At 65.7% G+C, this 12,878-nt stretch carries 11 protein-coding genes; 1 reads left to right on the top strand and 10 read right to left on the bottom strand.

The genetic code is table 11. The features are described 5' to 3' along the window. Positions 1-10: 10 nt before the first annotated feature. From ACYQ1Z_RS05390 to ACYQ1Z_RS05350, 9 genes are all read right to left on the bottom strand, one after another. Positions 11-268, bottom strand: coding sequence for a hypothetical protein (locus ACYQ1Z_RS05390; protein WP_459791471.1), 258 nt, complete (start codon positions 266-268; stop codon positions 11-13). An 88-nt stretch (positions 269-356) separates the two neighbouring features. Beyond that, positions 357-785: an acyl-CoA thioesterase gene (locus tag ACYQ1Z_RS05385; protein WP_459791541.1), complete on the bottom strand. Its 429-nt coding sequence runs from the start codon at positions 783-785 to the stop codon at positions 357-359. 101 nt (positions 786-886) lie between these two features. Next, positions 887-2,923 carry an ABC transporter ATP-binding protein gene (locus tag ACYQ1Z_RS05380; RefSeq protein WP_459791470.1) on the bottom strand — a complete coding sequence of 679 codons (2,037 nt, stop codon included), beginning with the start codon at positions 2,921-2,923 and terminating at the stop codon, positions 887-889. Beyond that, the gene (locus ACYQ1Z_RS05375) at positions 2,920-4,653 is read right to left on the bottom strand and encodes an ABC transporter ATP-binding protein (RefSeq protein ID WP_459791469.1); all 1,734 of its coding nucleotides are present in this window, start codon (positions 4,651-4,653) and stop codon (positions 2,920-2,922) included. The genes ACYQ1Z_RS05380 and ACYQ1Z_RS05375 overlap by 4 nt, the downstream gene beginning before the upstream one ends. Before the next feature lie 151 nt (positions 4,654-4,804). Then, complete coding sequence (locus ACYQ1Z_RS05370; RefSeq protein ID WP_459791468.1) at positions 4,805-6,448, bottom strand: MFS transporter; 1,644 nt, start codon at positions 6,446-6,448, stop codon at positions 4,805-4,807. Between the two features lie 11 nt (positions 6,449-6,459). Then, positions 6,460-6,933, bottom strand: a complete 474-nt coding sequence (locus tag ACYQ1Z_RS05365; RefSeq protein ID WP_459791467.1) for a MarR family winged helix-turn-helix transcriptional regulator — start codon at positions 6,931-6,933, stop codon at positions 6,460-6,462. A 153-nt stretch (positions 6,934-7,086) separates the two neighbouring features. Then, positions 7,087-8,805, bottom strand: a complete 1,719-nt coding sequence (locus ACYQ1Z_RS05360) for a thiamine pyrophosphate-binding protein (RefSeq protein WP_459791466.1) — start codon at positions 8,803-8,805, stop codon at positions 7,087-7,089. Positions 8,806-8,809: 4 nt separating this feature from the next. After that, positions 8,810-9,874, bottom strand: coding sequence for an agmatinase (gene speB, locus ACYQ1Z_RS05355; RefSeq protein ID WP_459791465.1), 1,065 nt, complete (start codon positions 9,872-9,874; stop codon positions 8,810-8,812). A 167-nt stretch (positions 9,875-10,041) separates the two neighbouring features. Next, a complete protein-coding gene (locus tag ACYQ1Z_RS05350; RefSeq protein ID WP_459791464.1) occupies positions 10,042-10,617 on the bottom strand; it encodes a helix-turn-helix domain-containing protein in 576 nt (191 codons plus the stop codon). A gap of 267 nt (positions 10,618-10,884) precedes the next feature. Between ACYQ1Z_RS05350 and ACYQ1Z_RS05345 the strand changes: the two genes are divergently transcribed. Continuing rightward, entirely contained in the window at positions 10,885-12,405 is a 1,521-nt protein-coding gene (locus ACYQ1Z_RS05345; protein WP_459791463.1) for a sodium:solute symporter family protein, read from the top strand. A 97-nt stretch (positions 12,406-12,502) separates the two neighbouring features. Here the strand turns inward: ACYQ1Z_RS05345 and ACYQ1Z_RS05340 are convergent, their stop codons facing one another. After that, positions 12,503-12,730, bottom strand: coding sequence for a hypothetical protein (locus ACYQ1Z_RS05340; protein ID WP_459791462.1), 228 nt, complete (start codon positions 12,728-12,730; stop codon positions 12,503-12,505). Positions 12,731-12,878 lie beyond the last annotated feature (148 nt).

Genomic DNA, 12,878 nt, shown 5'->3' with positions numbered 1-12,878 from the left:
CCTGGACGCTTTACGGCGCTCCGGTCCCCCGCTTGCGGCCGAAAATGAAATATCCCATGGGGCCGATGAAGTTGATGAAGGACGCTGCCCTCCACGCCCCCTTTGGTCCGTTGATCAGCGCTGCCGGCCGCTTGGAGATGTCCCGCTGCGCTGCCACCAGCAGCGACATCTGGACGATGCCCACCAGGATGGTGCCGACCTTGGCCGACGGCGACATTTCCTTCCAGGTCTTCTTCCTCCTGGCGGCGCGGGGCTTGTTCTTGGCCATCTGGCTTCCTTTCGCTCGTGGTGGTGGTTCAAGTCCAATCGGTCTGCTGGCGTCTTGTCCAGAGCCTTAGTGCCTGCCCTTCACCTGCTCAGTGCTTGGCGTGATGTGCGTAGGGCGCCATCCGGTCTTTCTGCTCCGGCGTGAGCCGCTGTACCCGGCCTGTCGCCTCATCCACGAAGGCCAGGTGGCTGCTGGCCCTCACGCAGTCCTCGCCGGTGACGGGGTCCTGGATGAGGTAATGGATGTCGAAGCTCGCTCCCTTGACCGCGCCGATCCACACCTGCACGACAGCGGGAACGTTGCGGTACTCGAGGGTCCGGATGTACCGGATCTTGTGGTCGACCACCAACGCCATGGTGCCGTCCGGGACGGCGTTGAAGAGGGAGACCTGCGGCTCGATCCCCGGCAGCCCGGCCCCCTTCGGCGGCCCGAAGGCGCCGATGCGGGCCTCTTCCAGCATCCGGACGATCTGGACGTTGTTGATGTGCCCGTACGCATCCATGTCGCCCCAGCGCATGGGAACCAGGACCTCGATCCGCTGGTGCCCTGCCTCCTCGCTGGTGTCCTGCGCGCTAACGTCCTGCACCCTGTTTTCCTGCATAAGTCCATCCTGCACGCTCAACTGCGCACCGCCGTCGAGTCATCCACCGGCACGTCCCCGGCGTCCGCGCCCGCGAACTGGGACATGTAGAGCCGATGATAGGCGCCGCCGGCAGCCAGCAGGACCTTGTGGCTGCCCTGCTCCACAATCCTGCCGTCCTCCATCACCAGGATGGTGTCGGCGTCGCGGATAGTGGAAAGCCGGTGCGCAATCACGAAGCTGGTGCGGTCCGTCCGGAGCGCGGCCATGGCTTTCTGCACCAGCAGTTCGGTGCGGGTGTCTACGGAACTCGTGGCCTCGTCCAGGATCAGCAGCGAGGGGTCGGCCACGAAGGCCCGGGCGATGGTGATCAGCTGCTTCTCGCCGGCGCTGACGTTGTTGCCCTCCTCATCGATGATGGTGTTGTAGCCCTCGGGCAGGGCACGCACGAACCGGTCCACGAACGTGGCCTTCGCGGCCGCCATCACCTGTTCCTCGGTGGCGTCCAGGTTGCCGTACCGGATGTTGTCGTAAATCGACCCGCCGAACAGCCAGGCGTCCTGCAGCACCATCCCCACCTTGGACCGCAGTTCGGACCGGCTGAGATGGGTGATATCCACGCCGTCCACGGTGATGGAACCTGAGTCGAGCTCGTAGAAGCGCATCACCAGGTTCACCAGCGTTGTCTTGCCGGCACCGGTGGGACCAACGATCGCCACCGTGTTGCCGGGTTCGGCCGTGAACGACAGGTCCTCGATCAGCTTCCGGTCCTCCGTGTAGCTGAAGGTGACGTTCCGGAACTCGACATGGCCGTCGGTCCTGGCTGGCAGATGTTCGGTGGCGGTGTCCTGCTCCTGCTCCTCGGCGTCGAGGAATTCAAAGACCCGCTCGGCGGACGCCACGCCGGACTGGAGCATGTTGGCCATGCCGGCCATCTGGCCCAGCGGCTGGGTCAACTCGCGGGAGTACTGGATGAAGGCGGTCGCGTCACCCAGCGACATGGAGCCGGAGGCCACCCGCAGGCCGCCCACGACGGCGATGCCGACGTAGCTGAGGTAGGAGACGAACTGCATCACCGGGAAGATGATGCCGGAAACGAACTGCGCCCCGAAGCTGGCCTTGTACAGCGCTTCATTGCGTTCTTCGAAGCGCTCCAGCATGTCGGCCTCCCGGCCGAAGACCCTTACAAGGTCGTGCCCCGAGAACGATTCTTCGATCTGGCCGTTAAGGGCGCCGGTGTTCTTCCACTGCGCCGCGAACAGCTTTTGGCTCCGCACGCCGATCATGCCCGCGGCCACCCCGGCCAGGGGCAGGGAGAGGAGTGCGATCAGGGCAAGCTGCCAGGACACGATGAACATCATGATCACGATGCCCAGCACTGTCAGGACGGAGTTGACCAGCTGCGCGAAGGCCTGCTGCAGCGCCTGCTGGATGTTGTCGACGTCGTTGGTGACGCGGGACAGGACGTCCCCGCGCTGGCGGGTGTCGAAGTAGTTCAGCGGCAGCCGGTTCAGCTTGCGTTCAGTATCGTCGCGGAGCTTCCGGATCACCTTCATGACGATCCGGTTCAGCACATAGCCCTGCAGCCACAGGAAGATGTTGGCCACGAAGTACATCAGCAGGACGACGGCGATGAGCTGGGTCAGCCTGCCGAAGTCGATGCCGGTCCCGGGCACAAGCTCCATCCGCGACACCATGTCCGCGAAGTTGTCATGCCCCTGCTGGCGCAGGCCCTCGACGAACTGGTCCTTGCTGACCCCGGCGGGAAGCTGCTTGCCCACGACGCCGGCGAAGATCACGTCCATGGCCTGGCCCAGGATCTTCGGGGCGATGACGTTCAGGACGACGGCGACCACCACCATGGCAACCACCGCGTAAATGCCCAGCGCTTCCGGCCGCAGGAGGCCCATCAGCCGCTTGGCCGACGGCCAGAAGTGCTCGGCCTTCTTTGCGGGCATTCCGCCGAACATGTCGCCGTCGGCTTCCGAGGGGGTGTACTCCTCCTCGATGAAGTCGTCATCCGCCGGTGCTGTGGCTTCCGCCGTGGAAACGGAGTCCTTCTTGCGGGGGCTCATGCCATTTCCTCCACGCTCAGCTGGGATTCGACAATTTCCTGGTAAGTGGGTGAGGTTTCCAGGAGTTCCTCGTGGGTGCCGCGGTCCACGATCCTGCCGTTGTCCAGCACCAGGATCTGGTCGGCCTCCGTGATGGTGGAGACGCGCTGGGCGACGATGATGACGGTGGCGTCGGCTGTGGTCTGCTTCAATGCAGCGCGCAGCCGGGCATCCGTGGCAACGTCAAGGGCAGAGAAGGAGTCGTCGAAGAGGTATACGCGGGGTTTGGTCACCAGTGCGCGAGCGATGCAGAGACGTTGCCGCTGGCCGCCCGAGACGTTGGTTCCGCCCTGGGCGATCCGGGCGTCCAGGCCGTTCTTTTTGTCCCGGACGAATTCCTCGCCCTGGGCAACCCGCAGGGCTTCCCAGAGTTCCTGGTCCGTGGCTTCGGTCTTGCCGAAGCGCAGGTTGTGCCCGATGGTGCCGGAGAAGAGGTAGGGCCGCTGCGGCACCAGGGCAACGCGCCTGGTGGTCTCGGCGCGGTCGAGCTTGCTGACCGGGACCCCGTCCAGGAGCACCTCCCCCTCGGCGGGGTCGTAGAGCCGCGGCAGGAGGGACAGCAGCGAGGTCTTGCCGGCACCGGTGGACCCGATGATGGCCACGGTCTGGCCGGGCCGGGCGGTGAAACTGATGTTGCTCAGAACGGGTGACTCGGCGCCCGGGTAGGCGAAGGTGACGTTCCGGTACTCGACGAGGCCCGTGAGGGATGCCGGCGCCTGGGGCTGTTCGGGGTCATGGATGGACGGTTCGACGCCGAGCACCTCGCCGATGCGGTCCGCGCAGACCGATGCCCTGGGGATCATCATGGCCATGAAGGTGCCCATCATGACGGCAACGAGGATCTGTAACAGGTATTGCAGGAACGCAGTCAGTGCGCCCACCTGCATCTCGCCCGAGTCCACCCGCTGGCCGCCGAACCACAGTACCGCGGCCGTGGACAGGTGCAGGATCATGCCGATGGCCGGGAACATCAGGACGAACAGGGCGCCGATCTTCAGTGAGACGTCGGTCAGTTCCTGGTTTGCGGCACCGAACCTGCCCGTCTCATACGGTTCCCGGACGAAGGCGCGCACCACCCTGATGCCGATGATCTGTTCCCGCAGGACAGCGTTGATCCGGTCGATCTTCTTCTGCATGCTGCGGAAGAGCGGGAGCAACCGGACCACCAGGTACCCCACCACCACGGTGAGCAGAGGCACGGACACCCACACCAGCCAGGAAAGGTTGAGATCCTCCCGGAGGGCCATGATGATGCCGCCGATGCACATGATGGGTGTGGCCACCATGAAGTTCAGTGCCATCAGCACCAGCATCTGGACCTGCTGGACGTCATTGGTTCCGCGGGTGATCAGGGTAGGGGCACCGAAGCCGTTGACGTCCTTGGCCGAGAAGCTGGTGACCTTGCGGAACACGGCCCGCCGCAGGTCGCGGCCCAGGGCCATGGCGGTCCTGGAACCGAAGTAGACCCCGGCGATTGCCGTTCCGACCTGGACGAAAGCCACCAGCAGCATCACCATGCCGGTGCGCCAGATGAAATCGGTGTCCCCGCGGGAGACACCTTCGTCGATGATCTGCGCGTTCAGGCTGGGCAGGTACAGCGCGGCGATGGTGGACGCCAGCTGGAAAACGACGACCGCCACGAGATACGGCGTGTACGGCCTGGAAAACCTCCGTATGAGGGTGAGGAGCATGCCCGCGGATCCTTAGCAATGAGTTCGTGTTGCGGAAGGCTTAAGTAGTAGCAGCCGGGGCTGACAGCCTTAGCCTTCCTACTCTACGAAACTCCCCACCGGGGACAAACAGCGCCCGGGAAAGATCATCCGGGGGGAGTACTGCGGCACGTCACTTGCCTGCCGTGGCAAGCGCCGTCGTCGTGCTTTCTTCCTTTGCCTGGGGCTGGATGTCCACGGTGCTCTGGATGTCCACGGTACGGCGGAGCGGCTTTTCCTTGATACAGAGCACCGATACCAGTGCCACTACTGCCACGGCGGCGGAAATCAGGAAAACTTCAGCCGTGGCGTCACCGTAGGCGGCCCGCATGATGTCGCGGACGGGCTCCGGCATGTGGGCCAGGTCCATGCTGCTTCCGGCACTGCCGCCCTGGACCGGGATGCCTGCGGCTGCCAGGGCTTGGGTGGCGAGATCGCTGACCCGGTTGGCGAGGACGGCGCCGAGGACTGAGACGCCGACCGCGCCGCCCACCGAGCGGAAGAACGCGACGGAGGCGCTGGCGGTGCCAATGTCCGAGGCACGGACGGTGTTCTGGACGGCAAGGACGAGGTTCTGCATCAGCATGCCCAGGCCCAGGCCCAGGACGGCGGTGAAGATACCGGCGTGCCAGAGTTCGGTGGTGTGGTCCATGGTGCCGGCCAGGCCCAGCCCGCCGATCAGCAGGATGCTGCCGGCGATCAGGTAGCCCTTCCATTTGCCCGTACGGGTAATCAACAGGCCCGAGGCGACCGACCCGGCCAGGTTGCCGGCGATCATCGGCAGGGTGAGGAGGCCCGCCTCCGTGGGCGTGGCGCCGCGGGCAACCTGGAAGTACTGGCCCAGGAAGGTGGAGGACCCGAACATCGCGATGCCCACGGCCACGGAAGCCAGGATGGCGAGCGCCGTGGTGCGCTCGGAGATGATCTTGAGCGGGATGATGGGCTGTTCCACTTTGGACTCCACCAGCACCAGGAGGGCGAGCAGGAGGACTCCCCCGCCCACCATCAGTGCGGACTGCCAGGAGATCCAGTCGTAGTAGGCGGGATTGCCGGCGAACGAAACCCAGATCAGGAGCAGGCTCACGCCCGAGGTCAGCAGGATGGAACCGAGCCAGTCGATCTTCGCCGGCCGGCGGACGTGCTGGATCTTGAGCGTCACCTGGAGCAGGACCAGCGCGACGACGGCGAGCGGCACGCACACGAAGAACGTCCAGCGCCAGCCGAGCGGGCTGTCCACGATGAATCCGCCGAGCAGGGGGCCGCCGGCCGTTCCGACAGCCATGACGGCGCCCATGTAGCCGGAGTACTTGCCGCGGTTCCGGGGCGGGATCATGGTGCCGATGATGGCCTGGGCCAGGGCGGTGAGGCCGCCCATGGCGATGCCCTGGATGACGCGTGCCACCATCAGCAGCGGGATGGTTTCCGACAGCCCTGCCATGACGGACCCGGCCACGAAGACGATGATGCTGAGCTGGACCAAGACCTTTTTGTTGAAGAGGTCGGCCAGCTTGCCCCAGATGGGCGTGGTGGCGGCGTTGGCCAGGAGGGCAGCGGTGATGACCCAGGCGAAGTCGGTCTGGGTGCCGTGCAGGTCGGACATGATTGTGGGCAGGGCGTTGGCCACGATGGTGCTGCTGAGGATCGCGGTGAAGAAGGCGGCCAGCAGTCCGGTGAGGGCCTCCATGATCTGGCGGTGCGACATCTCCGAAGGCGAAGCCTGGGACGCGGCGGTCCGGGCTGCGGCTTCCTCGACAGGCGCGGCGGTTTGGCTTGCCATTAAGTCTGCTCCTACGGGGTGGTTGTTGGGTGTCCGGCCGCCGTTGCCCGGGCTGAGTTCTTCAGTGATTCGGTGAGCCTGCGCAGGGTCGTCGCCGTGTTGCCGGCGTCCTCCTCGCTCCAGTCGCGCAGGTAGTCCTGCAGTACCGCCGTCCGCTGCTCCTCGATGTGGCGGAGCTTTTCCAGACCTGACGGGGTGAGTGCCACCAGCTGGGCCCGCCCGTCGTCGGGGTCCTGCCGGCGGACCACATAGCCCTGTTCCTCAAGCTCGGCAATGTGCCGGCTGAGGACCGGGGCGCTGACGCCCAGCCTTTCGGCAAGCTTGGTGGCGCGGGACTCCCCCTCCCCCACAAACCGGAGGACACCCTGCAGGGCCACCCCGGTGTCCTGGCCGCGCACGTTGGCGGTGGCTATACACCGCACCGCGCGCTGGAGGTCGAAGATCTGGTACACGAGATCGGCTGCCGTGTCCGGCTTTACTGCCATGGCTCCAGGCACTCCTTACTTGTTTGCCTGAAGCAACTATATCGCAATTTGGTTGCTTTGGGAAACTATTGCTGGCCGGGTACGCGAAAGGACCCCAACTCCTTCATGGAGCGGGGGTCCTTTGGGGCCGAGCGGCTGCGATAAGGGGTTCTGTCAGACGTCCAGATGCGTTGGGGCGAACATCTTCAGGAGGGTTTCCACCACGACGACGTTCGGGCCGTCGGCTGCGAATCCCGCCTTGAGCGCGTCCCCCACATTCTCGGGGGCCACTTTGACGGCCGGGACACCGAATGCCTCAGCCAGCTTCACGAAGTCCGGCCGGGCAAGTTCGGTGGCCGTTGCCTTGCCGAAGGCACCCACCATATATTCGCGCAGGATGCCGTAGCCGCCGTCGTCCACGATCAGCCAGGTGACCGGGACGTTGTGCTGCTTGGCGGTGGCAAGCTCAGAGATGGAATACATCGAGGAGCCGTCGCCGGACACAGCGAGTACTCGAGCGGAACCAGCGGGTTTGCCCTGCGTTTCCAAGCCTACGGCGGCGCCGATGGCGGCCGGGAAGCCGAAGCCCAGGCCGCCGGCGCCCTGGGCGGAGTGGAATTGGCCCTCGCGCGCGTCCCAGCAGGACCAGCCCCAGTAGGCGGCGATGGTCATGTCCCAGAAGGTCTGCATGTCCGCGGGCACGGCGTCACGAATATCGGCCATGAACTTCAGTTCCTTGGCCAGATCCTGTGATTCCAGCCGGGCGCGGACCTTTGCCAGGGATTCTTTGACCAGCTGCTCCGGGGACCGGCCGTGCCAATCTGCCGCAGCCTCCCGCCGCTCACCCGACAACGCCTCGTCCAGCGCTGCCAGCGCCTGGCCGGCGTCGGCACGGATGCCCAGGCCGGGACGGTTGGACTCAAGGACGCGGGGCTCGGCGTCCACCTGGATGATCCGGCCGCGGGGCTCGAAGGTGAAGTAGTTGGACGTCACTTCCCCCAGGGATGAGCCGATCACCACCAGCACGTCGGCGTCCTCGAGGAGCTCGGTCATGTACCGGTCCTCGATCCAGGACTGCAGGGACAGCTCGTGGTTCCAGGGGAACGCTCCGTTGCCTCCCGGCGTGCAGATCACCGGGGCCCGCAACTTCTCCGCGATGGAGAGCAGGGACTTCTCTGCATGGCCGCGGCGGGTGCCGCCGCCGGCGATAATGGCCGGGCGCTCGGCGGCTTCGAGCCACTTCACTGCCTCGCGGACCAGTTCCACGCGGGGCGGGTTGTCCGCCGCCTCGGCCAGGGCGTCCTCGACCGGCGGAACCATGATCGGGTCCAGCAGCACGTTCTGCGGGATCTCGATCCACACCGGGCCCTGCGGCGAGGAGATCGCCTCGGTCCATGCGTCCTGGATGGCCGAGGGAATGCCGGACGCGTGCTGGATCAGCCGCTGGCTTTTGGTGACGTTCGCCGCCGACGCCTTTTGGTCATCGAGCTGGTGCAGCATGCCTTTGCGCCGGGCGCCGAGCCCCTCGAGCGGAATCTGGCTGGCCACCACCACCATGGGAACGCCCGTGGCGTACGCCTCCTGCAGGCCGGCCAGCGAGGTCAGCGCTCCCGGACCGGTGGAAAGGAAGAGGACACCGACTTCGCCGGTGGCGCGGGAGTAGCCGTCGGCGGCGAAGGCGCTGTTGTTTTCCACCCGGGAAGACACGAAGTGCAGGTTGCCCCGGCCCATCGCGTCAAAGAGGCCAAGGGCATGCTGGCCGGGGATGCCGAAGACGGTCTTCGCGCCGAGCGCTTCGAGGGTTTCGACGACGAGGTCCCCGCCGTTGCGGGCACCTGTCCCTGGTTTTGCACTGGCATGCAAGGCCGGGCTGCCCGGATCAAAATCGATCACGGCATTACTCCTTGCCGGCCGCTGCGAAGCCCGCGGGCCGGCGGACTTCCTGGCCCAGGGCCTGGGCGGCGTAGCCGGTGGCGGCACCGAAACGGTCGCCGGGGACGGCGTTGTCAGCCATCAGGGTCACCAGCTCGTAGGCCACGTGGCTGGCGGCGACGCCGGTGATTTCGGCATGGTCGTAGGCCGGGGCGACTTCGACGACGTCGGCGCCCACCAGGTTCATGCCGCGGAAGCCGCGGATGATTTCCAGGAGTTCGCGGCTGGTGATGCCGCCCGCCTCAGGGGTTCCGGTGCCCGGCGCGTGGGCCGGGTCCAGGACGTCGATGTCCACGGAGATGTACAGCGGGCGGTTGCCGATCCGGTCGCGGACCTTGGCTACGGTTTCCAGGACGCCCTGGTAGTAGACGTCGGCGGAGGTGACGATGCCGAACCCGAAGCGGTGGTCGTCGTCGAGGTCTTTCTTGCCGTAGAGCGGGCCGCGGGTGCCGATGTGGCTGATGGCTTCGGTGTCGAGGATGCCTTCCTCGACGGCGCGGCGGAACGGGGTGCCGTGGGTGTACTCGGCGCCGAAGTAGGTGTCCCAGGTGTCCAGGTGGGCGTCGAAGTGCAGCATGGCAATGGGTCCGCCGGCGCGCTCGGCGGCGGCGCGCAGCAGGGGCAGTGCGATGGTGTGGTCTCCGCCGAGGGTGACGAGTTTGCTGCCGGCCGCGGTGAGGTCCAGGGCGTTCTGCTGGATGGTCTCGATGGCCTCGTTGATGTTAAAGGGGTTGACGGCCATGTCGCCGGCGTCGGCCACCTGCACGTTCTCGAACGGGCTGGTGTCCCAGGCGGGGTTGTAGGGCCGCAGCAGGCGGCTGGCTTCGCGGACATGGTTGGCCCCGAAGCGGGCGCCGGGACGGTAGGAAACGCCGGAGTCGAAGGGGACGCCCACAACGGTGACGTCGGCCTTGGCCACCTGGTCCAGGCGGGGAAGGCGGGCGTAGGTGGCCGCACCTGCGTAACGGGGAATACGGGATGAGTCGATGGGGCCAAGGTTGCCGTTGGCTTCGATGCGCAGCTCTTCCAAGGGGCCTCTCCTTCAAGGAGTCGTAAATCTGATGTGACTGCCATCATACACCCTGGTTTTCTAATGAGCATCAACTGTTTACAAAGTCAGCACCGGTCCTGCATCCAGGTAGCAGTTAGTGTCGTTATGAGCGCTCACAACGACACTTACTGCTACCTAGTTGGGGGTTAGCGGCTCGCGGCGGGAACCAGTACCCAGAGGACCTCTACCGGCTTGTCCGTGGGATTGACCCAGGTGTGCGGTTCGCGGCCGGGAAAGGTGACCGTGTCCCCGGTTTCGAGGTCGTACTGCTCGTTGGTGAGGATCAGCCGGATGCTGCCCTTGATGACGTGGAGGACATCAACGTCGCAGTCGACGGCGTACAGCTCGGACTCGCCGCGCCCGTGAGGCTCAATGCACGCCTGGATGATCTGGATCCGCCGTTCGGAGCGGGCGGTCAGCAGCCGCTCCACGATGCCCTGGCCGCCCAGTGAGATGCGGGGGCCGTCATTGCGCTTGGTCAGATGCGTTTCCGGAGCGGCAAACAGGTCGCCGATGGAGATGGACAGCACCTGGCAAAGGGTTACCAGCGAGGCGACGGACGGAGAGGTCAGGTCGCGCTCCACCCGGCTGAGGAAGCCCTTGGTCAGTCCCGTCGCGTCGGCCACCTGCTCGATAGTGAGCCGCTGGGACTGCCGGGCTGCCCGGATGCGGGAACCGATGGCAACCGGAACGTTGCTCGGCTCAACTGGCAGTGCCTTCATCTACGAACCTTTCATGGCCGGCTGCCCGGCCCCGCTCTGCAGCAATACTAATGGCCCGCCTCCTCTGTGACGCGCCCATGGCGCGCTCCGGGCTTACCTATTCCGACCTTGACTGTTACTGCCGTCACAGCCTAACCTTTGGAAAACACTTGTTGCCTGTCAGGCAATTATTGAGAGTTTCCTCTCGCCCCCAAGAATTTCAGCAGCGGCTCCGGCCGTCCCCTTCCGGATCGAGCCCTGGCTGCCGAACCGCTCCAAGGAGCCAACATGGACGTAAGCGTCATCAATATCGCCATCGTGGTGGTGTACCTGCTCGCAATGCTGGCCTTCGGCTGGTGGGGCAAGTCCCGCACCAAAAACAACAGCGACTTCCTGGTCGCCGGCCGCCGCCTCGGCCCCTTCCTCTACACCGGAACTATGGCCGCCGTCGTCCTGGGTGGCGCCTCCACGGTCGGCGGCGTGGGACTCGGCTACAAGTTCGGCATCTCGGGGATGTGGCTGGTGGTGGCCATCGGCGCCGGCGTCCTGCTCCTCAGCCTGCTCTTCGCCGGAACCATCCAGAAACTGAAGATCTACACGGTTTCCCAGATGCTGACCCTGCGGTACGGCAGCCGGGCCACCGAAGCGTCGGGCATCGTGATGCTTGCCTACACGCTGATGCTGTGCGCCACGTCCACCGGCGCCTACGCCACCATCTTCGTGGTGCTGTTCGGCTGGGACCGTGCCCTGGCCATCGCCATCGGCGGTGCCATCGTGCTGGTCTACTCCACCATCGGCGGCATGTGGTCCATCACCCTGGCCGACCAGGTCCAGTTCGTCATCAAGACCGTCGGCATCTTCTTCCTGATGCTCCCCTTCACCCTCAGCGCCGCCGGCGGCATCGACGGCATCCGTGCCCGGGTGGACGAAAGCTTCTTCCAGATCGACGGCATCGGCGTCCAGACGATCATCACCTACTTCGTCGTTTACACCCTGGGCCTGCTCATCGGCCAGGACATCTGGCAGCGCGTGTTCACCGCCAAGACCCCGCGTGTTGCCCGCTGGGGCGGCGCGACCGCCGGCATCTACTGCATCCTCTACGGCGTTGCCGGTGCACTCATCGGTATGGCCGCCAGCGTTGCAGTGTCCAACATCGAGATCGCCGCGAAGGACGACGTCTACGCCGAAGTAGCCCAGAACCTGCTTCCCGTCGGCATCGGCGGGCTGGTCCTGGCCGCCGCCGTCGCAGCCATGATGTCCACCGCCTCCGGAGCCCTGATCGCCGCCGCCACCGTGGCCCGCGCCGACGTCCTGCCGTTCGTAGCCAGCTGGTTCGGCAAGGACATCAACACCGATGACTCCGACAACCCCGAGCACGACGTCAAGGCCAACCGGGCCTGGGTCCTGGCCCTCGGCATCATCGCCATCGTGATCGCCATCATCACCAAGGACGTCGTCGCTGCCCTGACCATCGCCTATGACATCCTCGTGGGCGGCCTCCTGGTGGCAATCCTCGGCGGCCTGGTGTGGAAGCGCGGTACGGGACTGGCCGCCGCGGTCTCCATGGCGGCGGGGTCCGTTGTCACACTCGGCACCATGATTGTCCTGGAAATCAACGCCAAGGCACCCTTGGACGGGATCTATGCCAATGAACCCATTTACTACGGCCTGATCGCCTCGGCTGTGGCCTACATCGCGGTTTCGCTCGCCACCCCGCCGACCGACGCGCAGACTATGCGGAACTGGCAGCGCCGCGTATCCGGGCAGGACACCGAAGAAGCACCTGCCGCCGCGGTCACAGCCCCCTGACAGCGGGATTTCGCAGTCCTCGCGCGCGGAACAACAACGGACGACGGCGGCGCCTCCTTTCGCAGTCCAGCGAAGGGAGGCGCCGCCGTCGTCTGTCCTATTCGGCCTCGCGGACCTCGTCAGGGTCCTCCAGGGGAACCACGCGGTCCTCGGCGTCAACGATCACCGGCGGCGCCTGGACGACGGGCTCCTCCTCATCCAGGAACTCGTCCTCCGCGTCCCAGTCGTCCTCGTCTACGGGTGCATCCTCGGCGTAGTCGTAGGCCGGGTCCGCTTCCACGGACTCCAGGTGCGGCATGTCCGGGTGCTGTCCGGTGGTGCTCATGATTCAACCTCCGTGTGTTCGCCTGACGTGCTGTTGTCCCACGGCGCTGGCTGCGCCACACCTTCATCACAACACCGCCGTGCAGGCGGGTCAATAGCTGGCAGGCACCGGACGCAGCGCGCCGGAAGCCGCCCGGAATTGAGGTAAA

This window comes from Arthrobacter sp. AD-310 (assembly GCF_054656615.1).
The sequence above is the reverse complement of the archived record's forward strand: the minus strand, read 5'-3'. Positions and strand labels throughout refer to the sequence as shown.